The sequence below is a fragment of the Spirillospora sp. CA-142024 genome (assembly GCF_050942325.1).
Lineage (GTDB): Bacteria > Actinomycetota > Actinomycetes > Streptosporangiales > Streptosporangiaceae > Spirillospora.
The window spans coordinates 2,405,826-2,427,880 of the sequence record NZ_CP192077.1 but is presented as its reverse complement, the minus strand read 5'-3'; the positions used below and the strand labels follow the sequence as shown (position 1 = coordinate 2,427,880).

The 22,055-nt window shown below is 73.3% G+C and carries 21 protein-coding genes; 12 read left to right on the top strand and 9 right to left on the bottom strand.

What is annotated here, in order from left to right:
* Positions 1-23: 23 nt before the first annotated feature.
* A complete protein-coding gene (locus ACQPZP_RS11720) occupies positions 24-1,463 on the top strand; it encodes a PucR family transcriptional regulator (RefSeq protein ID WP_433477652.1) in 1,440 nt (479 codons plus the stop codon).
* A 6-nt stretch (positions 1,464-1,469) separates the two neighbouring features.
* Here ACQPZP_RS11720 and ACQPZP_RS11715 read toward each other — a convergent pair whose 3' ends face one another.
* The 7 genes from ACQPZP_RS11715 to ACQPZP_RS11685 all read right to left on the bottom strand — a co-directional run bounded on the left by ACQPZP_RS11715 (position 1,470) and on the right by ACQPZP_RS11685 (position 8,567).
* The gene (locus ACQPZP_RS11715) at positions 1,470-2,330 is read right to left on the bottom strand and encodes an alpha/beta fold hydrolase (RefSeq protein ID WP_433477651.1); all 861 of its coding nucleotides are present in this window, start codon (positions 2,328-2,330) and stop codon (positions 1,470-1,472) included.
* A gap of 37 nt (positions 2,331-2,367) precedes the next feature.
* Positions 2,368-3,102: a Clp protease N-terminal domain-containing protein gene (locus tag ACQPZP_RS11710; RefSeq protein WP_433477650.1), complete on the bottom strand. Its 735-nt coding sequence runs from the start codon at positions 3,100-3,102 to the stop codon at positions 2,368-2,370.
* Between the two features lie 49 nt (positions 3,103-3,151).
* Positions 3,152-4,078, bottom strand: a complete 927-nt coding sequence (locus tag ACQPZP_RS11705) for an NAD-dependent epimerase/dehydratase family protein (protein ID WP_433477649.1) — start codon at positions 4,076-4,078, stop codon at positions 3,152-3,154.
* Complete coding sequence (locus ACQPZP_RS11700) at positions 4,075-5,580, bottom strand: class I adenylate-forming enzyme family protein (protein ID WP_433477648.1); 1,506 nt, start codon at positions 5,578-5,580, stop codon at positions 4,075-4,077. The genes ACQPZP_RS11705 and ACQPZP_RS11700 overlap by 4 nt, the downstream gene beginning before the upstream one ends.
* A gap of 79 nt (positions 5,581-5,659) precedes the next feature.
* The gene (locus ACQPZP_RS11695) at positions 5,660-6,814 is read right to left on the bottom strand and encodes a cytochrome P450 (RefSeq protein ID WP_433477647.1); all 1,155 of its coding nucleotides are present in this window, start codon (positions 6,812-6,814) and stop codon (positions 5,660-5,662) included.
* Complete coding sequence (locus tag ACQPZP_RS11690; RefSeq protein ID WP_433477646.1) at positions 6,811-7,563, bottom strand: glycosyltransferase family 2 protein; 753 nt, start codon at positions 7,561-7,563, stop codon at positions 6,811-6,813. Before ACQPZP_RS11690 ends, ACQPZP_RS11695 begins: the two co-directional genes overlap by 4 nt.
* A gap of 2 nt (positions 7,564-7,565) precedes the next feature.
* A complete protein-coding gene (locus ACQPZP_RS11685) occupies positions 7,566-8,567 on the bottom strand; it encodes a 3-oxoacyl-ACP synthase III family protein (protein WP_433477645.1) in 1,002 nt (333 codons plus the stop codon).
* Positions 8,568-8,756: 189 nt separating this feature from the next.
* Between ACQPZP_RS11685 and ACQPZP_RS11680 the strand changes: the two genes are divergently transcribed.
* Positions 8,757-9,941 carry a cytochrome P450 gene (locus ACQPZP_RS11680; protein WP_433477644.1) on the top strand — a complete coding sequence of 395 codons (1,185 nt, stop codon included), beginning with the start codon at positions 8,757-8,759 and terminating at the stop codon, positions 9,939-9,941.
* 9 nt (positions 9,942-9,950) lie between these two features.
* On the opposite strand, the gene ACQPZP_RS11675 is transcribed toward ACQPZP_RS11680, so the two are convergent.
* The gene (locus tag ACQPZP_RS11675) at positions 9,951-10,352 is read right to left on the bottom strand and encodes a hypothetical protein (RefSeq protein ID WP_433477643.1); all 402 of its coding nucleotides are present in this window, start codon (positions 10,350-10,352) and stop codon (positions 9,951-9,953) included.
* A gap of 146 nt (positions 10,353-10,498) precedes the next feature.
* Here ACQPZP_RS11675 and ACQPZP_RS11670 point away from each other — a divergent pair, with 146 nt between their 5' ends.
* The 8 genes from ACQPZP_RS11670 (at position 10,499) to ACQPZP_RS11635 (ending at position 18,864) form a co-directional block, all read left to right on the top strand.
* On the top strand, positions 10,499-11,659 hold the full coding sequence (locus ACQPZP_RS11670; protein WP_433477642.1) for a steroid 3-ketoacyl-CoA thiolase: 1,161 nt from the start codon (positions 10,499-10,501) through the stop codon (positions 11,657-11,659).
* A gap of 73 nt (positions 11,660-11,732) precedes the next feature.
* On the top strand, positions 11,733-12,722 hold the full coding sequence (locus ACQPZP_RS11665) for an MBL fold metallo-hydrolase (RefSeq protein WP_433477641.1): 990 nt from the start codon (positions 11,733-11,735) through the stop codon (positions 12,720-12,722).
* 25 nt (positions 12,723-12,747) lie between these two features.
* A complete protein-coding gene (locus ACQPZP_RS11660) occupies positions 12,748-12,915 on the top strand; it encodes a hypothetical protein (RefSeq protein ID WP_433477640.1) in 168 nt (55 codons plus the stop codon).
* Positions 12,916-13,099: 184 nt separating this feature from the next.
* Complete coding sequence (locus ACQPZP_RS11655) at positions 13,100-14,371, top strand: cytochrome P450 (protein ID WP_433467760.1); 1,272 nt, start codon at positions 13,100-13,102, stop codon at positions 14,369-14,371.
* A 36-nt stretch (positions 14,372-14,407) separates the two neighbouring features.
* The gene (locus tag ACQPZP_RS11650; protein WP_433477639.1) at positions 14,408-15,643 is read left to right on the top strand and encodes a cytochrome P450; all 1,236 of its coding nucleotides are present in this window, start codon (positions 14,408-14,410) and stop codon (positions 15,641-15,643) included.
* 28 nt (positions 15,644-15,671) lie between these two features.
* The gene (locus ACQPZP_RS11645) at positions 15,672-16,955 is read left to right on the top strand and encodes a glycosyltransferase family 4 protein (RefSeq protein WP_433477638.1); all 1,284 of its coding nucleotides are present in this window, start codon (positions 15,672-15,674) and stop codon (positions 16,953-16,955) included.
* Positions 16,956-16,997: 42 nt separating this feature from the next.
* Entirely contained in the window at positions 16,998-17,759 is a 762-nt protein-coding gene (locus ACQPZP_RS11640) for a class I SAM-dependent methyltransferase (protein WP_433469949.1), read from the top strand.
* Positions 17,749-18,864, top strand: coding sequence for a prenyltransferase (locus ACQPZP_RS11635; RefSeq protein WP_433477637.1), 1,116 nt, complete (start codon positions 17,749-17,751; stop codon positions 18,862-18,864). Before ACQPZP_RS11640 ends, ACQPZP_RS11635 begins: the two co-directional genes overlap by 11 nt.
* 6 nt (positions 18,865-18,870) lie before the next feature.
* On the opposite strand, the gene ACQPZP_RS11630 is transcribed toward ACQPZP_RS11635, so the two are convergent.
* Positions 18,871-19,527 carry a class I SAM-dependent methyltransferase gene (locus ACQPZP_RS11630; RefSeq protein ID WP_433479592.1) on the bottom strand — a complete coding sequence of 219 codons (657 nt, stop codon included), beginning with the start codon at positions 19,525-19,527 and terminating at the stop codon, positions 18,871-18,873.
* 275 nt (positions 19,528-19,802) lie between these two features.
* On the opposite strand from ACQPZP_RS11630, the gene ACQPZP_RS11625 reads away from it, so the two are divergent.
* Together ACQPZP_RS11625 and ACQPZP_RS11620 are read left to right on the top strand one after the other, a co-directional pair.
* The gene (locus tag ACQPZP_RS11625) at positions 19,803-19,994 is read left to right on the top strand and encodes a ferredoxin (RefSeq protein ID WP_433477636.1); all 192 of its coding nucleotides are present in this window, start codon (positions 19,803-19,805) and stop codon (positions 19,992-19,994) included.
* 84 nt (positions 19,995-20,078) lie between these two features.
* The gene (locus tag ACQPZP_RS11620) at positions 20,079-21,929 is read left to right on the top strand and encodes an endonuclease/exonuclease/phosphatase family protein (protein ID WP_433479591.1); all 1,851 of its coding nucleotides are present in this window, start codon (positions 20,079-20,081) and stop codon (positions 21,927-21,929) included.
* The last annotated feature ends 126 nt before the right edge of the window (positions 21,930-22,055 follow it).

The following is a 22,055-nucleotide window of genomic DNA, read 5'->3' as shown; positions in this document are numbered from 1 at the left end:
GCTCCTTTTGTAGGTTGCTACATATGCTGCTGCGTTCCCTGCTCGCCATGGCGGAGCTCCGGCTGGAGCTCGTCACCGGGGAGGACGAGCTGGACCGGCCGATCCGCTGGGTCGTCACCACCGACCTGCTCGACCCCGGCCGCTACCTGCGCGGGCGGGAACTCGTCCTCACCGGGCTCGTCTGGCGCACCGGCCCCGGCGACTCGGAGACCTTCGTCCGCGCCCTCGCCGGCGCGGGCGTCTCCGGCCTGGCCGCCTGGGACCTCACGCTCGGCGCCATCCCGGAGGACCTCGTCGAGGCGTGCCGCAGGCATCGGCTCCCGCTGTTCAAGGTCCCCGAGGACGTCGCGTTCGCGACCGTGACCGAGGAGGTCGTCCGGCACCTGTCCGGCGCCCGCGCCGCCGACCTGACCGCCGTCCTGGACCGGCACCGCCGGCTGGTCGAGGGCACGGGCCTCGGCGCCGTCGTCGACCTGGTCGGCCACTGCCACGTGCTCTCGCCGACCGGGCGCGTCGTCGCGGGACCGCCGCCGTCCGACCCCGCCGCGCTGGCCCGGGCCTTTCTCACCGCGCCCCGGCTGCCGCACCACGTCCCCGCCCTGGACGTGTCGGTCTTCCCGGTCGGCCCGGACGACGCGCCCCGCGCCGCCGACTGGTTCATCGCGCTCGACGGAGACTTCGCCGGCTGGCCGCCCGAGCGCCACACGCTCGCCGGCGAACTCGCCGCGATCGTCGCCCTGGAACGGGCCCGGCTGCGCGCCGAGGAGCGCTCATCGCAGGAGGTCGTCACCGCCGCCTCCGCCGGGGACGCCGCGGAGCCGGAAGGTCTCCCGTTCCCGGTCGTCGCCGTCGCTGCCTCGTCGCAGGGGGCATTGCGTCCGGGCGAACTGCGCACGGTCCTTTCCGAGGCCGTGCCCGCCTCGCACCCGATGGTCGGGATGCTGGACGACGAGGCCGTCGCGCTCGTCCCCTTCACAGGGGAGGACGTCGCCACCGCCGTCCAGGACGCCCTCGACTTCCTGGCCCCCGGCCTGCCGGCCGGCCGCATCGCCGTCGGGGTCGGCGACACCGCCATGGCGACCGGGCTGCGCGGCGCCATCGAGGAGGCCCGCTACGCCCGCCGTCTCGCCGCCACCCGCACCGCCCCGGTCTGCGTCGTCCGGCACGACGAACTCGCCACGCACGTGCTGCTGCTCGCCAGCGTCCCCGACGACGTCCGCCAGATGTTCAAGGTGCGCCTGCTGGACCCGCTGCACGCCTACGACGAGGTCCACGGCGCCGACCTCGTCCGCACGCTGGAGACGTTCCTGCACAACTCCGGGTCCTGGACGCGCTGCGCCGAACAGCTCCACCTTCACGTCAACTCGGTCCGGTATCGCATCCAGCGCATCCAGGACCTCACCGGCCGCGACCTGTCCCGGCTCGAAGACCGGGTCGACTTCTTCCTGGCCCTCCTGGTCTGATCCGGGTCAGGACGTGTGGCGGAGGATCGCGGGGATCACCGTGTCCCACGTCCGGCGGGGCAGTTCGCTGCCCGTGGCGGGCAGGGTGAGCAGTTCGGCGCCCGGAATCTCGGCGGCCAGGGCCCGGCCGTTGCCCAGCGGGAAGAAGGGGTCGTCCTCGCCGTGGACGACGAGCGTCGGCGCGACGATGCCCGGGAGGCGTTCGCGCCAGCGCTCGCCGCAGTCCAGTGCAGCGAAGACCGTCCCCATCTGGTTCGCCCGGTGCGCCTTGCCCGGGTCCGCGCCCATCGGCGTCCGGTCGTAGATCAGTTCGATGTTCGCGCGGGCCTCGGCCTCGTCGAACGCCGGGCCCGCGAGGTGCCGCGCGTTCTCCACCATGAACGCGACCACGGACTCGCGGTCCGTCCAGTCGACCTTCGCCATGTTCATGAAGTGGGTCATGATTTCGGGCGCGTGTTCGGGCAGGTCCGGGTCGCTGGGCCCGGGCGCCGTCGGCCTGGTGGCGATCAGGGTCAGGGTCGTGGCGCGGCCGGGGTGATCCAGGGCGAGGAGCTGGGCGATCCAGCCGCCGGGCCCGAAACCGGCGACGTGCGCGGACGGCAGGTCGTGTGCGTCGAGGACGCCCGCCGCGTCGGCGACCAGATCACGCAGCGTGTAGCCGGGGGCTTCCGGGTCGGCGGACGCGGACCGGCCCGTATCGCGCAGGTCGTAGCGGATGACGAACCTCCGCAGGGCGGCGAGCCGCCCGCAGAGGTCCCCGGGCCACGTGAGCATCGAGTTGCCGATCAGCAGGATCGGCGCGTCGGCGGCGTCGCCGAAGGTCTCGGCGCACAGTTCCACGTCGCCGGCCTTGATGGTTCTCTCCATGACGAGGTGGACCGCGCCCGGCCCCGGAACTCATCGGTCAGCCGCTCTCCGGCGGGGCGGCGATGGCGGCCAGGGCCTCGGCGATGGACGCCTCGGCGGCCGCCTTCCCGACGCCGGACTCCGACAGGGCGCCCGTGCCGTTCTCGAACTCCAGGAGGGCGAGGAGGAGGTGCTCGGTCCCGATGTAGTTGTGGCCGAGGCGGAGAGCCTCGCGGAACGTGAGTTCGAGGGCCTTCTTGGCGTCCTGGTCGAAGGGGATGAGGTCGGGGATCTCCTCGGCCGAGGGCGGGAGGGCGGCGGTGGCGGCCTGGCGGACGGTGTCCAGCAGGACGTCCTGGGCGAGGATCGCCCTGGCGGCGAGCGCGTCGGGCTGCGAGAGCAGGCCGAGGACGAGGTGGGCCGGGGTGACGTGGGCGTTCCCGGCGGCGCGGGCCTCGCTCATCGACGTCACGACCACCTTGCGGGCGCGCTCGGTGTAGCGGGAGAAGGGCTGCGACGGGTCGAGGTCGAAGCTCTGCCCCTTCGGGACGAAGCGCTTCTGTGCCGCCTGCTTGCTGACGCCCATGCTCTTGCCGATGTCCGTCCAGGAGGCGCCGGAGCGCCGGGCCTGGTCGACGAAGTGGCCGATGAGGTGGTCGGCGACCTCACCGAGGTGCTCGGCGGCGAGGACCGCGCTGGTGAGCTGTTCGAGGGCGTCGGGATGGACCTTCTTGATCGCGTTGATCAGGTCGTCCAGGCGGACCTGGGCGACCGGCTGGGTGGGCTCGGTCATGCGTCAACCATAGGTTGACGATCCAGCATCGTCAACCCTGGGTTGACGATCACCAGTCGGCGGCCCCGGCGAAGGAGGTCGGGTCCGGGTCGTAGCCGAGGACCTCCCTGGCGGCGGTGATGTCGAGGGTGCGTTCCAGCGCGAGGTGACTGATCGCGTAGCGGGTGATGCGCGGGGGTTCGGGGCGGCGGGCCAGGAGGAACAGCCCTTCCGCGACGGCGGCGAGCGGTCGGGCGGCGTGAGCCGGGATGTAGACGGGACGCGCCCGGATCCCGCGCTCGCGGAGGATCTCGCGGAACGCGTCGTCGATCGTGACCGGCGTCGCGTCCGCGATGTTGAAGACGCCCGAGGTCACCGGGCCGGTCGCGGCCAGGACACAGGCCCGGACGAGGTTGCCGATCGATGTGAGGCTGACGCGCTGACGCCCCGTCCCGACGGCGGGCAGGACCGGGCCGCGCACAGCGGACAGGACGCGCGGGAGGAGCGTCGTGTCACCGGGCCCGTAGACGGCGTGCGGTCGCAGGATGATCGCGTCGCGGGCGGCGGCGGCGCGTTCGGCGGCGGCCTTCGAAGCACCGTAGGCGTTCATGTGGCGATCCACCGGGGCCTCGTCCTCGCGGGCCATGACACTCGGGCGAAACGGGTCGTACACGCTGGCCGTGCTCACGTGCACGAACCGGGCACCACGGAAGGTCGCGAGGGCATTGCGGGTGCCGGTGAGGTTGGCGGCGAACAGGTCGGCGGCCGGCCCCCAGTCGGTGACGCTGCCCGCGCAGTGGACGACCGCGTCGACGCCCGGCGGGTCCGGGAGCGGGTCGTGTGCGAGGTCCCACGGCCGGTAGACGGCGCCGCCCAGATGCCCAGGGGCCACAGCCGGACGGCGGCCGAACGCGAACGTCGTGACGTCCGCCGCGGTGAGCGCCCGGCACACCGCTCCGCCGACGAACCCCGAGGCGCCCGTCACCGCGATCCTCACGGCATCACCAGTTCGCGGAGCCGGTCGCGGTCGAGCTTGCGCGTGCGGCCGGAGCGCGGCAGTTCGTCCAGGACGACGATGCGGTCCGGGAGGGCGTCGTGGTCGATGACGTCCGGGAGCGCGCGACGGAGCCTGCCAGGAAGATCGCCAGGCCCGACGACCGCGAGGACGACCTCCTCGTCGCCGGTCCGCGGGTCGGGGACCCCCACGATGGCGGCTTCGGACACGTCCGGAAGGGCGGCGATCGACGGCTCGTACAAGCCCGGGTAGAGGTTGAACTTGCCGCGGATCAGCATGTCCTTCTTGCGGCCGACGAGGACGAGCCGGCCGTCGTCCAGACGCGCGAGGTCGCCGGTCGGCAGTTCGGTGAGGGGCTCGGCACCGAGGTATCCGCGGCAGAGGTTGGGCCCGGAGAGCAGCAGTTCGCCGTCGTCCGCGATCCGGGTGCCGACGCCGGGCAGCGGCGTGCCGAGCAGGTCGCCGGACGCGGTGTGCGCGAGCTTCTCCTCCGCGGACGCGATCGCCACCGGCAGGATCTCCGTCATCGCGTACACGGACAGGACCTCGGCGGACGGGGCCGCCGCGACCGCGCGCCGGAGAATCGCCGGGGGCGCCGGCGCGGCCCCGAGCAGCACGTACCGGACGGACGGCGGCAGCTCGCCGCACTCGTCCAGGATCTCGGCCAGGTGGACGGGGACGCAGAACGTGTGCGTGGCGGCCCGCTCGCGCATCAGCCGGGCGAAGTCGGCGGGTGAGCAGAACAGCGGCGGCATCGACCAGCGGGCGCCGGCGATCAGCGTCGGCAGGCCGAGCATGAGCTGGTCGGTGTGGACGACGTCGCCCGGGCCCAGCGGCAGCCGGGACCGGAACAGATCGAGCGCCGCCGCCAGCGACGCCTGCGTGTGCACGACCGCGCGCGGGTTCGCGGTCGTCCCCGAGGTGAAGATGACGGCGGCGGGAGCGTCCGGGTCGGTATCGTCGCCGGGTTCCGGGGCGTCCCCGCCGATCAGCCGGGTGAACGACAGCGCGTGCCTCGGCACACCGGGCAGCCGGCGGCCGACGTGGATGTGCCGCATCGGGCCCTCGCCCGGAATCTGCAGGTCGGCGAGGTTCGGCAGCAGCAGCCCGCGCTGCCGCGCATAGGCCCGGACGGGCCGCAGCCTGCTCCCCGCGTACAGGATCGACTCGGCGGCCGACCAGCGCGGACGGGCCAGCCGCAGCCGCGCGGTGAACATCTCCGGCCCGGCGCCCGGATCGGCGAAGACGACCACTCCCCCGGCGGCGACCACGCCCAGCGCGAGGACGAGCGACTCCGGCGACGGCCGCACGGAGAACAGCACGCCGTCACCCGCGGCAAGCCCGCCGGACAGCAGCCCGTGCCGGACGGCGAGGACCTGCCGCCGCAGCCCGCCGTAGGTGAGTTCCGCCCCGTCCCCGGAGACCAGGGCGACGGCCCCGGGCGTCCGGGCCGCCTGGTCGAGGAGCCCGCGGACGAGCGTCATGCCTTCCCCCTGTGGGGGGCGACCCCCACACCCCCCGGCAAGGGCTGCCGCATGCCCTCACTCCGCTCGCTGCGTTCGGTCATGCGGCCTCCCCCGAGCGGACGGCCAGGTGGCGGTACGTCGGGATCAGGACGTTCCGGGCGGCCGCCCGGCGAGTGATCGTCAGGGGCCCGGCGCCGAGGAGCGTCCGGGCGACCAGGCGGATCTGCGCCATGGCCAGCGGATATCCGATGCAGAAATGCGGTCCCGCGCCGAACCAGAGGCGGCGCAGCTCGGGCGGGTGCGCGCGGTCCAGGTCGAACGGGCCGTACGCGCGGCAGCAGTTGTGCGTGGCGATCAGGACCCGCTCCCCGGGGCGGATGCCGACGCCCCCGACCGCGGCCGGACGATGCACGCTGCGCAGCATCACCGGCGTGGGCGTGGTGACCCGCATCGCCTCCTCGACGGCCCGGTCGAGCAGCGGGAGGTCGGCGGCGACGCGGCGGATCTGGCCGTGGTCGGAGAGGAGCGCGATCAGCCGGGGCACCAGGGTGGCGACCGTCTCGGTGCCGGTCAGGAAGAACGCCCCGGCGGCGCCCCGCGCCTCGTCCTCGGACAGGCCGAGGGCCCGCATCCGGCCCATGACCGTCGACTCGTCCCCCGCCAGGTAGGACTTCGCCGCGATGTCGCCGAGCGGGTCGAGGACCTCGCGGGCCCGCCGCGCCTGGGACGGCGACAGCCGGCGCGTCCGCAGCGACACCATCGAGACGACGCGCTCCCCCTGCTCGAACAGGTCCCGGTAGACGGCCTCGGTTCCGCCTTCGAGGCCGATCACCTCGCCGATCACCGTCCCGGCCATGACCCGCGCCGCGTCGACCAGGTCGATCGTCGCGCCGCGGCGGAGGCGGCCGGTCAGCCGCTCCAGCGGTCCGGCCAGCACGCGCGCGCACAGCGCCTCGGTATAGGACGGGACGAACAGGTCGGTGAGCCTGCGGCGAAGGGCCCGGTGCGCGTCCCCTTCCATGTTGAGCAGGACGGACGGCCCGAGAACGGGCGTCCAGAGTTCGCCGGGCGAGCCGGGGCCGTCCTTGCGGAACGTCTCCCCGTCCATCAGGACCGCACGCGCCACCGAGGCGTCGTTCACGACCACCCCGACCCCCGGCACCCGCACGACCGGCCCGCGCCGCGCGACCCCGCGCAGCAGCGGGTAGGCGAACGGGTGCGCGGTCAGGTAGAGCCGCTCCTCCCAGTTCACCGGATGTCCACGATGTCGGGCTTGTAGCGGTGGTCGGCGTACCAGCCGAGCGTCCGCACCAGGCCGAACGCGCGCAGCCGCCGCACCGACCCGTACACGACGACGTCCTCGCGCAGCCCGTAGGCGTCGGTGACGTACCGGACGCGGTTGACGAGCGCCCTGTCCTCGTGGACGTCCTCGATGCGCGTGCGCGGGAAGCCGCCCGACCGCTCGTACAGGCCCGCGGTGATCGCGACGTTGCAGCCCGGCATCATCACGTAGGGGCCGAGGAACAGCGGATCCTGGTTGCCGGGACGGAACCGCCCGAACAGCGCGGCGACGTCGATGACGGCCGGCAGCAGGCGCCGCTCCCAGAACTTCAGCGGGAACTCGTCGGTGCGCGGCAGCAGCGGCCCGGACACCATCTCCAGCCCGTCGCCGAACGCGCGCTTCACCGCGGCGACCCAGCCACGGTGCGGCAGGCAGTCGGCGTCGGTGCGGGCGATGTGCGTGGCGCCCGCGGCGATGGCGTGCCGGACGCCGGTGTCGGCGGCGGCCCCGGTCCCCTTCTCCGGCTCGTGGACGATCCGGACGTCGACCGCCGTCGTCTCCGCGGCGAACTCCTTGACGACCCGCGCCGTCCCGTCCGTGCTCCCGTTGTCCACGACCACCAGCGAGAACGCGGTGTCGGTCTGCTCGGCGAGGCGGCGCAGCGTCGCGCCGACCGACCGCTCCTCGTCGAAGGCGGGGATGACGACCCAGAGGCGCATCGTCAGAGCTCCGCGAACATGACGCCGAGGCTGATGCCGCCGGCGAGGCCGATCAGCGCGATGCGGTCGCCGGGGCCGCAGCGTCCCTCGGCGAGGGCGGTGGCGATCTGCAGCGGGAGGCTCGCGGACGCGACGTTGCCGTGGTCCGGCAGCGTGACGACCAGCCGGCCGGGCGGGATGCCGAGGACCGAGCGGAGCACCTCCAGGTACGGCAGCGTCACCTGGTGGACGGCGATGACCGCGAAGTCGTCCCAGGTCAGCCCGGTCTTGGCGAGCGCGGTGGTGAAGATCTCCGGGCCGCCCGCGACGAACGCGTCCTTCAGCCGGCGTCCGTCCCCGCTGAAGTAGGTGAACTCGGGGTCGCGCGGGTGCATCGAGCCGCCGCCCGGGAGCGTCCCGATCCGCCAGGCGCTGGAGACGGCGGCGAAGTCGCGGTAGAAGATCCCGCCGTCCGGGTCGGCCTCGACGAGCATCGCGGCGCCGCCGTCGGAGAGCGTGTAGCCGGCGAACGCGTCGACGAACTGGGCGCGGTCGCGGACGCTCCAGCGGATCGCCCGGGACGGGCTCTCCCCCGTGCAGACCAGGACGCGCTCGTGCTGCCCGGTGCGGATCAGCGCGTCCGCCATCTGGAGCCCGTTCAGGAAGCCGTTGCAGGCGTTCTTGACGTCGAAGACCGGGCAGGACGCGCCGAGCTTGGCGGCGACGATGTGCGCGGTCGCCGGCTCGACGAGGTCCTGCGACGCCGACCCGAAGATCAGGAGGTCGACGCCCGCCGGCTCGACGGCGCGGTCGGCGAGGACGCGGCGGGCGGCGGCGACGGCCAGATCGGACGCCTGCTCGTCGTCGCGCATGACGTGCCGGGCGCGGATCCCGGTCATCCGCTCCACGATCGTGGGGCGCGGCCGGTATCCGGCGCTCTCGGCGGCGACGCGGGCCTCGACCTCGGCGCTGGTGACCGTCCGCTCCGGCAGGTGCGCGGCGACGGCGGTGATGCGGGCTCTCATGGGCTGGGGTCCCCCGGTTCCTCGGGCTCGGTGTGCGGCCAGCCTCGCCGCCCCCGGGCGCTCCCGGTCAGAGAGACCCTACGCATCCGCAGGTGTGCGTTGTACCCGATTCGCCGTGAGTACCGACACTTAGCCCATTTGAGCAGTACCGCGTTTTCGTCCGGATTCACCGGCCGTCAGAATCACCGGGTGACCAGCACGAAGACCAACGACGCGGCCCGGCACGAGGCACGGCTGCTGTGGGCCGCCAACCCCGGCCTGTTCGCCCTCCTGGAGGCCGCGCGCCGCACGGGGCCGATCGCGCGCGTCCCCAGGCTCGGGTGGGTGGTGACCGATCCCGTCCTGGCCCGGCACGTCCTCAACGACCACGTCCGGTTCGGCATGAACGGCGAGGGCGGCGTCGGCCACCTGTGGACGCAGTTGTTCGGAGACGAGATGGCGCAGTTCTTCGGCGGCGCGACGCACGCCGAGATCCGCACCCGCGCCCGCGACCTGTTCACCGAGGACGCCGCCCGGGCCCTCGTGGAGCGTTCCCAGGGGCGGACCCATACCGCCCTCGCGGCCCGCCTCGCCGCCGGGGCGGCCGTGGACGTCGCCGACGCGGCCCGTGTCCTGAGCGGTCGGATGGTCGCCGATCTGCTCGGGCTGTCCGCCGCCCGCTCCGACGGCGCCCACCGGGACCTCTTCGGCGCCGGGGAACGGCTCGCCCGGCTGGCGATGGGCACCACCGCGTCCACCGGCCTCGACCCGGCGGTGATCGCGAAGGCCCGCACGATCGTGGACGAGATCACCGCCGCCGTCCCGCACGCCTACCGGACCGCCGGCACGGACACCCTCCTCGGCCGGTGCCGCGAGATGGACCTCGGGCTGCCGCTCAGCCGCGGTCTGGCGACCCTGCTCGTGATCGCCGGGACGGAGACGGGCGCCACGGGGACCGTCCGGACCGCGGCGCTGCTGCACGACACCGGCTCCCAGCGGGCGCTGCTGGACGACGCGTCCCTCATGGGCAACGCGGTGCGCGAGGGCCTGCGCGTCGCCGCCCCGGCACCGGTGGTCGGACGGCACGTGTCGCGCGACGCGACGGTCGGCGGGCGGCGGCTGCGCGCGGGAGACCGGGTCCTGCTGCTGACCTACCGCGCCACCAACGACGCCGGGCCGTTCGACGTCCACCGCGAGTACGTGCCCGAGACCCGGCAGCTGTGGTTCGGGGGCGGCCGCCACCTCTGCCTCGGCGCCGCCGTCGCGCGGGTTCAGGTGGCCCGGATGCTGGAGACGCTGCTGTCCGGCGGCCGGCCGTACCGGATCGTGTCCCGGCGCGCGGCCCGCCGGGTGCTCGTCCCCGCGTACGCCGAACTGCGGGTCCGGCTCGGCTAGACGGCGCGGCTAGACCTCGGGGACCCCGGTCGGCGGCGCCTGGGTCTTCGGGGTCGCCGGGGTCGGGGCGGGGGCCGGGGAGTGCGTCACGGTCGGGCCGACCGGGCGCGCCGGCTCCTTGTCGCGGGGCGCGGAGTTCCACCACCAGAGCGCGAAGGAGATCGCGAGCAGCAGCAGCACGGCACCGATCACCTGGAACACCGCCATGCGGTGGCTGGGCTCGCGGTACCGGGCGAACCGGCCGCCTCCGGCCCGCCGGGCCCGGCGGGAGGCACGGCGCGCGTCACCGCGCGCCCGGCGCCGTTCGCGCCGGCCCGGGGGGCGGGCCCGCTCGCGCGCTGACGGCTCGGTGAAGACGGCGCTTCTGACGAAGTCCTCGTCGAACACGGGTTCGTCGAAATCTGCGGCCATGGGCACTCCGGCGCGGGGGATCGTCGTGCGCCCAGGCTAGTCGACGTACGCCGCCGAACCCGATCCCTCTCACCGGGACCGCCCGTTTCCGGAAAAGTTAGAACACGTTACAGTCAAAGGCGAATCGTGTTCTAGAAGGAGACCGCATGGGTACCCCGGTGATCGTCGAGGCGGTGCGCACGCCGCTCGGGAAGCGCAACGGCTGGCTGGCCGGCCTGAAGCCGATGGCCGTCCTCGCGCACGCCCTGAACGCCGCCGTCGAACGCTCCGGCATCGACGCCGCCGAGGTGGAACAGGTCTTCGCGGGCTGCGTCACGCAGGCGGGCGAGCAGGGCTCGCACATCGGCCGCTACTCCTGGCTCTACGCCGGGCTGCCCTGGCAGGCCGGCGTCACCACGATCGACGCGCAGTGCGGATCGTCGCAGCAGGCCGTCCACCTCGCCGCGTCCCAGATCGCCGCCGGCGTCGTGGACGTCGCGGTCGGCTGCGGCGTCGAGGTGATGAGCCGCGCCCCGCTCGGCAGCAATGTGCTGCCCGCCGATCCGCGGCCGGACGACTGGTCGATCGACATGCCGAACCAGTTCGAGGCCGCCGAGCGGATCGCCGCCCGACGCGGCCTCACACGCGCCGACCTGGACGCGTTCGGCGCGCGCTCGCAGCAGCTCGCCGCCAAGGCATGGGCGGACGGCCGCTTCGACCGCGAGATCGCCCCCATCACCGCGCCCGTGCTGGACGCCGAGGGCAACGTCACCGGCGAGACCCGCGAGGTCACCCGCGACCAGGGCCTCCGCGAGACGACCGCCGCCGGGCTCGCCAAGCTCAAGCCGGTCCTCGGGCCCGAGGGCCTGCACACCGCGGGCACCTCGTCCCAGATCTCCGACGGCGCCGCCGCCGTCCTGCTGATGTCGGAGGAGAAGGCGAACGCCCTCGGCCTCCGGCCGCGCGCCCGGATCAGGACGCAGGCCCTCGTCGGCGGGGAGCCGTACTACCACCTGGACGGGCCGGTCCAGTCGACCGAGCGCGTCCTGCGGCGGTCCGGCATGACGATGAACGACATCGACATCACCGAGATCAACGAGGCGTTCGCGTCGATCGTGCTGTCCTGGGCGTCGGTCCACAAGCCGGACATGGACCGGGTCAACGTCAACGGCGGCGCCATCGCCGTCGGCCACCCCGTCGGCGCCACCGGCGCGCGGCTGATCACGACCGCGCTGCACGAGCTGGAGCGCCGCGACGCCGGGACGGCCCTCGTCACGATGTGCGCGGGCGGCGCGCTCTCCACCGCCACGATCCTCGAACGGATCTGACAGGCATCCTGGACACGGGCCCCGGTCGTCCGGCCGGGGCCTCCGACCTTGACAGGCGCGAAAGGCGGTCTCGGTGCAGCCGGAACCTGAGGACCTCGGCGGCGGGCTGTGGAGCGTTCCCGTGCCCATCCCGGACAACCCCCTGGCGTACACGCTCGTCTACGCGCTGGAGAGCCCGCGGGGGCCCGTCCTGATCGACGCGGGCTGGCAGCACGAGGACGCCTGGGCCGCCCTCCGCGACGGCCTCGGCACGTTCGGGATCGACGTGCGGGACGTCCGCGGCGTGGTGGTGACGCACTTCCATCCCGACCACTCGGGCCTCGCCGGCCGCGTCCGCGAGGAGTCCGGCGCCTGGATCGCCATGCACCACGCGGACGCCGGCATCGTCCGGCTCTTCCACCAGGTCGGCCACGGCGGCCGCCGCGCGTTCGAGCTGACCGCCCTGCGCCGCGCCGGCGCGGCCGACTCGGACCTGACCGGGCCGGCCCAGCAGACCCGGGTGTCGCCGCCCGCCATCCCGGACCGCGAGCTGTCCGACGGCGACCTCGTCGACCTGCCCGGCCGCCGGCTCCGCGCCGTCTGGACGCCCGGCCACTCCCCCGGCCACATCTGCCTGCACCTGGAGGACGGCGACCGCATCTTCACCGGCGACCACGTCCTGCCCCGCATCACCCCGCACATCGGCCTCTACCCGTACGACACCCCGGACATCGACCCGCTCAGCGACTTCCTCGGCTCCCTCGACAAGGTGTCCGCCATGTCGGCGGACGAGGTCCTGCCGGCGCACCAGTTCCGGTTCAACGGCCTCTCCGCCCGCGCCCGCGAGATCATCGCCCACCACGAGGACCGCCTGGCCGAGGTGGCGGCGCTCCTGTCGTCCAGCCCGATCACCCTGTGGGACCTGACGGCCGGCCTGACCTGGCGGCACCCGTGGGCCGACATGTCCCAGCAGGCCCGCCGCATGGCCGCCGCCGAGGCCGCGGCCCACCTGCGCACCCTCGAAACCCGTGGCACGGCCCGCCGCGACGGCACCGACGATCCCCTCCGCTACGTCCTGCGCTGACGATCCGGAGGGGGCACGCGCGCGAGTGCTGCTGATGGCGGGACGGCGGCCCACCGGCTCCCTGCCGGAGTTCTTCTCGGCCGCGGCACGGTCCTTCGCGGAGGCGGGGCTCGCCGAGCAGGCCGCCTTCAACCGGGGCAGGGCCTCCTCGCCGGGCGGCGGGCTGCTGGTCCCGGGCGCCGCCGCGCTGTAGCACGACCCCGAAACCGGTGAGCTCGACAGGAAGACCGGGGTGCGATGCGGGTCACTCTCACGGGTGGGACTCTTGATGAGACTGGAGTCTCATGTTAGAACGTGTTCTAGGTGCGTGCACCAAGCAAGCGCTCAAACGGCCTGCTCGCCTCGTGTGGTCTCCACCCCGGCACGAAGGATCATCCATGGCACTCGCGACGTCCCCCGTCTCCGCCCACCGGGCCTTCCGAGCTCCCGAGATCGACATCATCGATCCCGGCGTGTACGAGCGCGGCGGCATCCCGCACCGGCAGTTCCAGTGGCTGCGCGACAACGATCCCGTCCACTGGCACCAGGACCCGAACGACGGGGTCCCGGGGTTCTGGGCGGTCACCCGGCACGAGGACGTGGTGGCGGTGTCGCGGCGCGCCGACCCGTACTCCTCGCGCGAGCGGTCGGCGATGTTCGAGGAGTTCTCCGACGAGGACATCGCCCTGTACGGGCAGATGATGCTGTTCCAGGACCCGCCGGACCACACGCGGCTGCGGTCCATGGTGAACAAGGGCTTCACCCCGCGGATGATCGGGCGGCTGCAGGACCACATCCGGCGGATCTGCAACGAGCTGATCGACGAGGCCGCGCCGCTGGGCGAGTGCGACTTCGTCGAGAGGTTCGCGGCGCCGCTGCCGCTGTACACGATCTGCGAGCTGCTGGGCGCCCCGCTGGAGGACCGGGAGAAGATCTTCCACTGGTCGAACAAGCTCGTCGCCTTCAACGACCCCGAGTTCATCGAGGGCCGTGAGGAGTCGACGCTGTGCGCCGCGGAGTTCGCCGAGTGGGGCGGGCAGCTGGCCGCGGCCCGCCAGTCCACGCCGCGCGACGACATCGTGACGAAGCTCCTGCAGCCCGACGCGGACGGCAGCAGGATCACCCTGGAGGAGTTCCAGCTGTTCGTCATCATGCTGTCGATCGCCGGGAACGAGACGACGCGGACGGCCACCGCCGGCGGCATGATCGCCTTCTTCGAGCGGCCCGACCAGTGGGCCCGGCTGCGGGAGGACCGGAGCCTGGTGCCGAAGGCCGTCGAGGAGATCGTCCGCTGGGTCAGCCCGATCAACCAGTTCCGCCGGACGGCCCTCGTCGACACCGAGCTCGGCGGCAAGGAGATCAAGGCGGGCGACAAGGTCGTGCTGTTCTACGGCTCCGCCAACATGGACGAGCGGGTGTTCGAGAACCCGTTCGCCTTCGACGTGGGACGCGACCCGAACCCGCACATCGGCTTCGGCGGCGGAGGCCCGCACTACTGCCTCGGCACCCACCTCGCCCGGATGAACCTGCGGATCATCTTCGAGACGATCCTGGAGCGGATGCCCGACATCCGCCTGGCCGGCGAGCCGCGCCGGCTGCGGTCCAACTTCGTCAACGGCTACAAGGAGATCCCGGTGAGCTTCACGCCCTCGGCTCCCCTGAGAGGCTGACGGCGCCCATCACTCCGGACGAGGAGGTCCGCGGCGATGACCACCACCCCCGACATCGAACTGGTCGACCCCGGCGCGTACGAGCGCGGCGGCGTCCCGCACGAGCAGCTCGCCTGGCTGCGGGAGCACGAACCCGTGCACCGGCACCACGGCGATCCGGAGCGGGACTACCCGCCCTTCTGGGCGGTCACGCGGCACGAGGACGTCGTGCACGTGTCGCGGCATCCGGAGATCTTCTCGTCCTGGCGGCGGCTCGCCCTGTTCGACGAGCCGCCGGAGGAGCACCTCGTCCTGCAGCGGATGATGATGCTCAACCAGGACCCGCCGGAGCACTCGCGCAAACGGAGCATCGTCAACCGCGGCTTCACGCCGCGGGCGATCGGGGCGCTGGAGGCGCACATCCGGGACATCTGCCGGAAGCTCGTGGACGAGACCCTCCAGAGGGGCGAGGAGGCCGACTTCGTCCGGGATCTGGCGGCGCCGCTGCCGCTGTACGTGATCTGCGAACTGCTCGGCGCCCCGCCTGAGGACCGCGAGAAGATCTTCACCTGGTCGAACACGCTCATCGGCGGGGACGACCCGGAGTTCCAGCGGACGCCCGAGGAGGGCCAGGCGGCGGCGACGGAGCTGTACGCCTACGCCAACGTCCTGGCCGCCGACCGGCGGGAGAACCCGCGCGAGGACATCGTCACCAAGCTGCTCCAGCCGGACGCGGGCGGCGAGGTCCTGACCGGGGACGAGTTCGAGCTGTTCGTGATGCTGCTCTCGGTCGCCGGCAACGAGACCACCCGGAACGCGGCGACCGGCGGCATGCTGGCGCTGCTGGAGCACCCCGGGCAGTGGGAGCGGCTGAAGGCCGGCCGGTCCCTGGTGCGGACCGCGGCCGACGAGATCGTCCGCTGGGTCACCCCGGTCAACCTGTTCCGCCGGACGGCGGTCCGGGACACCGAGCTCGGCGGCCGGAAGATCAAGGAGGGCGACAAGGTCGTCGTGTTCTACGCGTCCGCGAACCGCGATGAGGCGGTCTTCGCCGACCCGTACGCCTTCGACGTGGGCCGGGACCCGAACCCGCACCTGGGCTTCGGCGGCGGCGGGCCGCACTTCTGCCTGGGCTCCCATCTCGCCCGACTTGAGCTGAGTGTGCTTTTCGAAACACTTTTGGACGCGATGCCCAATATTGAACTCAGCGGTAACGTACGCAGGCTAAGGTCTTGTTTCATCAACGGCATAAAGGAGATGCCGGTGCTCGTGCGGCCGGCGTCCCTCGACTGACGGGAGTGGTGCGTGGGCAGGGAACGGCGTGGGTGAGGCAGGCGAGACGGGCGGCCCGCTGCGGGTGGCCCTGCTCTCGTACCGGAGCAAGCCGCACTGCGGCGGGCAGGGCGTCTACCTCAGGCATCTGAGCCGGGAGCTGGTCGACCTCGGCCACACGGTGGAGGTCATCTCGGGCCAGCCGTACCCCGAGCTGGACCGCGAGGAGATCACCCTCACCAAGCTCCCGAGCCTCGACCTGTACCGGGACGAGGACCCGTTCCGCACCCCCTCCCTCGGCGAGTTCCGCGACTGGCTCGACGTCCTGGAGTTCGCGCACATGAAGACGGGCGGCTTCCCCGAGCCGCTGACGTTCAGCCTGCGCGCGCTGCGGCTGCTGCGCGGGCGCCGCCGCGACTTCGACGTCGTGCACGACAACCAGGTCCTCGGCCTCGGCAACCTCGGCATCTCCCGGCTCGGGCTGCCCCTGGTCACGAGCATCCACCACCCGATCAGCGTCGACCGCCGGATCGACATCGAGGCCGCGCGCGGGATCAAGCAGAAGCTCGGCAAGCACCGCTGGTACGGGTTCGTCGGCATGCAGTCGCAGGTGTCGCGGCGGATCGGCCCGGTGCTGACGGTGTCGGAGTCCTCCAAGGTCGACATCGTCAAGGACTTCAAGGTCGACCCGCGCGACATCGAGATCCTTCCGCTCGGCGTCGACACCCGGATCTTCCACCCGCGCGGCGAGCGGGTCCCCGGCCGGATCGTCGCGATGGCCAGCGCGGACGCGCCGATCAAGGGCGTGGACGTGCTGCTGCGCGCGGTCGCCAAGGTGGCCACCGAGCGCGACGTGCACGTGATCGTCGTCAGCAGGCCGCAGAAGGACGGCCCGACCGAGAAGCTCGTGCGCGAGCTGGCCCTCGGCGAGCGCGTCCGGTTCGTCGGCGGCATCGGCGACGAGGAGCTGGGCGAGCTGCTCGCGTCCGCGGAGATCGCCGTCGTCCCCTCCCGCTACGAGGGGTTCTCGCTGCCCGCCGTCGAGCACATGGCGTCCGGGACGCCGCTGGTCGCCAGCCGCGCCGGCGCGCTGCCCGAGGTGGCCGGCGACGCCGGGATCCTCGTGCAGCCCGGGGACGTGGAGGAACTCGCCGCGACCCTGCACCGCCTGCACGACTCCGCGGAGGAGCGGGCGAGGGCCGGTGCCGCCGGGCTCGCGCGCGTCCAGGAGCGGTTCGCCTGGCCGGCCGTGGCGCAGGCCACCGTCGCCCACTACAGGGCCGCCATCACCCAGCAGAACTACCGGCGTCTGGCCGCCCGCAAGGGCAAGTGAGGGCACGTCCTCTGGACTCCCCCGTACGGAAGGAGCACGACCCTGCTGACCGTGGATTTCCAGCGGTTCCGCGTCACCCCCGGAGACCGCGTCCTGGACATGGGATGCGGTGCCGGACGGCATGCCTTCGAGCTGTACCGCCGGGGTGCGCACGTCGTGGCCTTCGACCAGGACGCCGGCGAGCTGGCCGGCGTGGAGACGATGTTCGGGGCGATGCGCCTCGAAGGCGAGGTGCCCGCGGACGCGACCGCCGAGACCGTGCAGGGTGACGCGCTCGACCTGCCGTTCCCCGACGACCACTTCGACGCGATCGTCGCGTCCGAGGTGCTGGAGCACATCCCCGACGACATGCGGGCGATGCGCGAGCTGCTGCGCGTCCTCAAGCCGGGCGGGAGGCTGGCGGTCACGGTGCCGAGCTGGCTGCCCGAGCGGGTGTGCTGGGCGCTGTCGGAGGACTACCACACCGCCCCCGGCGGGCACGTGCGCATCTACACCCGCGCCGAGCTGGAGGCCAAGCTGAAGTCGGTCGGCTTCAGGGTCGGCGGCCACCACCACGCGCACGGCCTGCACGCGCCCTACTGGTGGATCAAGTGCGCGGTGGGGGTGGACAACGACGGCAACCCGCTCGCCAAGGCGTACCACCAGATCCTCGTGTGGGACATCATGAAGCGGCCGCTCGCGACCCGGCTGGCGGAACGCGTGATGAACCCGCTGATCGGCAAGAGCGTCGTCGTCTACTTCGCCAAGCCCGCGGCGCCGGGAACGCCGTCGGCCCCGGCCAAGGAGACGGCGGATGCGGTCTGAGACCGCGCCGCCCGCAGTTCCCGGAGTCCTCACGTCGGACGACGTCGTCGCGACGGCGCTGAGCATCGCCGCGCAGCAGGAGGCGTCCGGCGCGATCCCGTGGTTCTCGCCGACGGCGGGCGTGCCCGGCCACGTGGACGCCTGGAACCACATCGAGGCGGCGATGGCGCTGTCGGTCGCCGGGCTCGGCGAGGAGGCCAGGCGCGCGTACGAATGGCTGCGCGGCGCCCAGCGGCCGGACGGGTCGTGGCCCGCGAAGTGGGTGCTGGGCGAGGTCACCGAGCCGGGCGGCGAGTCCAACCACGCCGCCTACGTCGCGGTGGGCGTCTGGCACGAGCTGCTCACCACCGGGGACGCCGGCTTCGCCCGGCACATGTGGCCGGCGGTCCGGCGGGCGATCGACTTCACGCTCGGGCTGCAGACCCGGCGCGGGGAGATCATCTGGATCCGGCACGAGGACGGCGAGCCGTCCGACCACGCGCTGCTCACCGGCTGCTCGTCGATCTACCAGTCGCTGCGCTGCGCGGTCGCGCTGGCCGAGCACCTCGGCGAGCACCAGCCGGACTGGGAGCTGGCGGCCGACCAGCTCGGGCACGTGGTGGCCGCGCACCCGGAGGCGTTCGCCGACAAGAGCCGCTGGTCGATGGACTGGTACTACCCGGTGCTCGGCGGCCCGGTCCGCGGCGCGGACGCGCAGCGCCGGTTCGACGCGGGCTGGGACACGTTCGTCGTGCCGGGCCTCGGCTGCCGCTGCGTGTCCGACCAGCCGTGGGTGACGGCGGCCGAGAGCTGCGAGCTCGTGCTGGCGCTGGACGCGGCGGGCGACCGCGACCGCGCGCTGGAGCTGTTCACGACCATCCAGCACCTCCGGCACGAGGACGGCTCGTACTGGACGGGCTGGCAGTTCGAGAACGAGCGGCACTTCCCCGGGGACCGCTCCACCTACACGGCCGCCGCGGTGATCCTGGCGGCGGACGCGCTAGCGGACGCCTCCCCCGGCTCCCGGCTCTTCAAGGAGATCGCCGGACGGCCGCTCGGGCCGTCGGAGGCGTCCGATCCGCTGGCGTGCGGGTGCGCGCTCGTCGGGGTCGCCAACCGCGTGTGAGCGCGGTCAGGCGGGCTTCAGCGGGTCGCCGCCGCCGACGCGCTCCAGGACGCGCAGCGACCCTTCCACCCGGCGTTCCTCGAACGCGCCGCTCGCCAGCGCCCGCAGGTAGACGTGGTAGGGCGGCTGCCCCCCGTCCCGGGGGTCGGGGAAGACGTCGTGGATCACGAGGGCGCCTCCGGTGGCGACGTGCGGCGCCCAGCCCTCGTAGTCGCCCTGCGCGTGCTCCTCGGCGTGACCGCCGTCGATGAACAGCAGTGCCAGCGGCGTCCGCCAGAAGGCCGACACGGTGCGGGACTGCCCGACGATGGCGACGACCTCGTCCTCCAGTCCGGCGGCGCCGATCGTCTTGCGGAACGTGGGCAGCGTGTCCATCCGGCCCGTGCTCGGGTCGACCATGGCCGGGTCGTGGTGCTCCCAGCCCGCCTGGTTCTCCTCCGAGCCGTGGTGGTGGTCGACCGTGACCAGGACAGTTCCCGCCGCCCTGGCCGCGGCCCCCAGGTAGACGGCGGACTTACCGCAGTAGGTGCCGACCTCCAGCATGGGGCCGACTCCGGCGAGGCGGCTCCCGTAGTCCAGGGCGGTCTCGTACAGCGCGAGGCCTTCGCCTTCCGGCATGAAGCCCTTGGCGGAGCGCGCGGTGCGCAGCAGAGCCGTGGGCATGGGCGTCGCCGCGGCCGAACGGGCGGTCGTCCCCGAGTCGGCGGACGCCTTGGTGTGGGTCATCGATCTCCTCCGATCGGGGCACCATATCCGACATCGCCGTACTGAGATGCAAGTCTCGCCCCGAGTCCTGCCCACTGGGACTGGAACTTTCCGGGCGGGCGGAATGGCCCGAACCTTGTTCGGTAGGTTGGCCGGCGAGGTGGCGCGGCCCGCGACCCCGGCGGGCGCCCCGGCCACCGCACGCTCACCGTGATTCGCGAACGGAGCAGACGATGAGAGTACGGGTCGACCCGCTGGTGTGCGAGGCGAACGCCGTGTGCGTCGGGCTCGCGCCCGAGGTCTTCGATCTCGACGACGACGACGAGCTCCAGCTCCTCAAGCCGGACGTCCCGCCGGAGGAGCAGGACCGCGTCCGGCACGCGGTCCGGTCGTGCCCGAAGGCCGCACTGTCCCTGGAGGAGTGACCCGACTGATCACGCCGCACGCTTCCGCACGCGTATCATCCTTGTCGTTCATTCGGACTCCTAGACGGTGATGGAGCGCGGTTGGTGCACGGTCTGGGGAGGCTCCTGGCCGCGGTGGCGCTGGCCGCGCCCCTTGCCCCGGTCTCCGCGGCGCACGCCGCGCCCCTGTCCACCCGCATCCACGACATCCAGGGCGCCGCGCACGTCTCGCGGCTGAACGGCGCCAAGGTCGCCCGGGTGCCGGGCGTCGTGACGGCGCTCACCGCCAACGGGTTCTGGATGCAGGACCCCCGCCCCGACAGGAGCGAGGCGACGTCCGAGGGCGTCTTCGTCTTCACCCGGACGCGGCCCGAGGCGCTGGTCGGCGACGCGGTCCGGGTGGACGGCAAGGTCAGGGAGTTCCGCCCGGGCGGCGCGTCGTCCGGCGGGCTCACCCGTACCGAGATCGACGCCACCGCGACCGCGGTCGACGCGCACGGCACGCCGCTGCCGCCGCCGGCCGTGCTCGGCCCGCGCGGGCGCCGGGCCCCGGGCAGCGTGGTCGACCGCGGGCAGGGCGACGTGGAGAGGGGCGGCGCGTTCGATCCCCGCCACGACGCCATCGACTTCTACGAGTCCCTCGAAGGCATGCGGGTCCGGATCGACGACGCCGTCGCGGCCGGACCGTCCCGCGACGGCGAGCTGCCCGTGCTGCCCGCATGGGGCGCCGGCGCCCAGGCGCGGACGGCCCGCGGCGGCATCCTCTTCCGCGACGCCGACCCCAACCCCGAGCGGATCATCCTCGACGACGCGCTCGCGCCGCTGCCCGGCATGAACGTCGGCGACCGGCTCCCCGGCGCGAACCACGGCATCCTCGACTACTCCTACGGCGACTACAAGCTGCTGCTCACCGCGACGCCGCGGCGCACCGCGGGCGCCATCACCCGCGAGACCACCACCCGCCCGCAGCGTCCCGGCGAGCTCGCCGTCGCCACCGCCGGGCTGGACGGGCTGAACCCCGACGCGCCGGCCGCGCGGTTCGACGCCGTCGCGCACGACGTCGTGGACGGCCTGCGCTCCCCCGACCTGATCGCGATCGGCGGCCTCGGCGACAACAGCGGCCCGGAGGACGACGGCACCGTCGCCGACGACCAGACCGTCGCGCAGCTCATCACGGCGATCAGCGCGGCGGGCGGGCCCGCCTACGACTGGCGGTCGGTGTATCCGCGCGACAACTCCGACGGCGGCCGGAAGGGCGCCAACGACCGGGTCGGGTTCCTGTTCCGCACCGACCGCGGGCTCGCGTTCGTCGACCGTCCCTCGCTGTCCGGGCCGGTCCCGGACGATCCGCCCGCGCGGCCCGACCCGGCCGTCACCTCGGTCCGGGCCGTCCCGCGCGGCGGCACGGCCGGGCTCACGCTGAGCCCGGGGCGGATCGCGCCGGGCGACGCCGCGTGGGCCGGCACCCGCAAGGCGCTCGCCGGGGAGCTGACCTGGCGGGGCCGCCGCCTCATCGTCATCGCGAACCAGTGGTTCCCGCGCACCGGCGACGACGAGCCCCTGTTCGGACGCCGCCAGCCGCCCTCCCAGCCCACCGAGTGGCGCCGCGACGCGCAGGCCCGCACGGTCGCGACCTTCGTGAACTCGGTCCGGAGGGTGGACGCGAAGGCCCAGGTGATCGTGGCGGGCGACCTCAACGACCGCGGAACGTCGGTCCCCGTCCAGACGCTCGCCCAGAGCGCCGGGCTCACCGACCTGCCCGCGGAGCTCCGCGCGGGCGACCGCTACACGGCGGTCACCGCCGGCAACTCCGAGGACCTCGACCACATCATGCTCAGCGCGTCGCTGAACAGGCGCAGGCACCAGTTCGACGTGGTGCACCGCAGCGCGGAGTTCGCCGACCGCGCCGACGAGCGGGACCCCACCGTCGTCCGCATCGACATGTCGGGGAAGTAGGCACCTCACCGAATTTGGGAGGTGCCAAAAAGATCGTCACGGTAGGTCCCTGAACACCTCCGGTGTTTTCCTCGGACGGGGCCGGGCAACCACCGATCGTCACACCCCCAGCTGGGAGGAGACGTC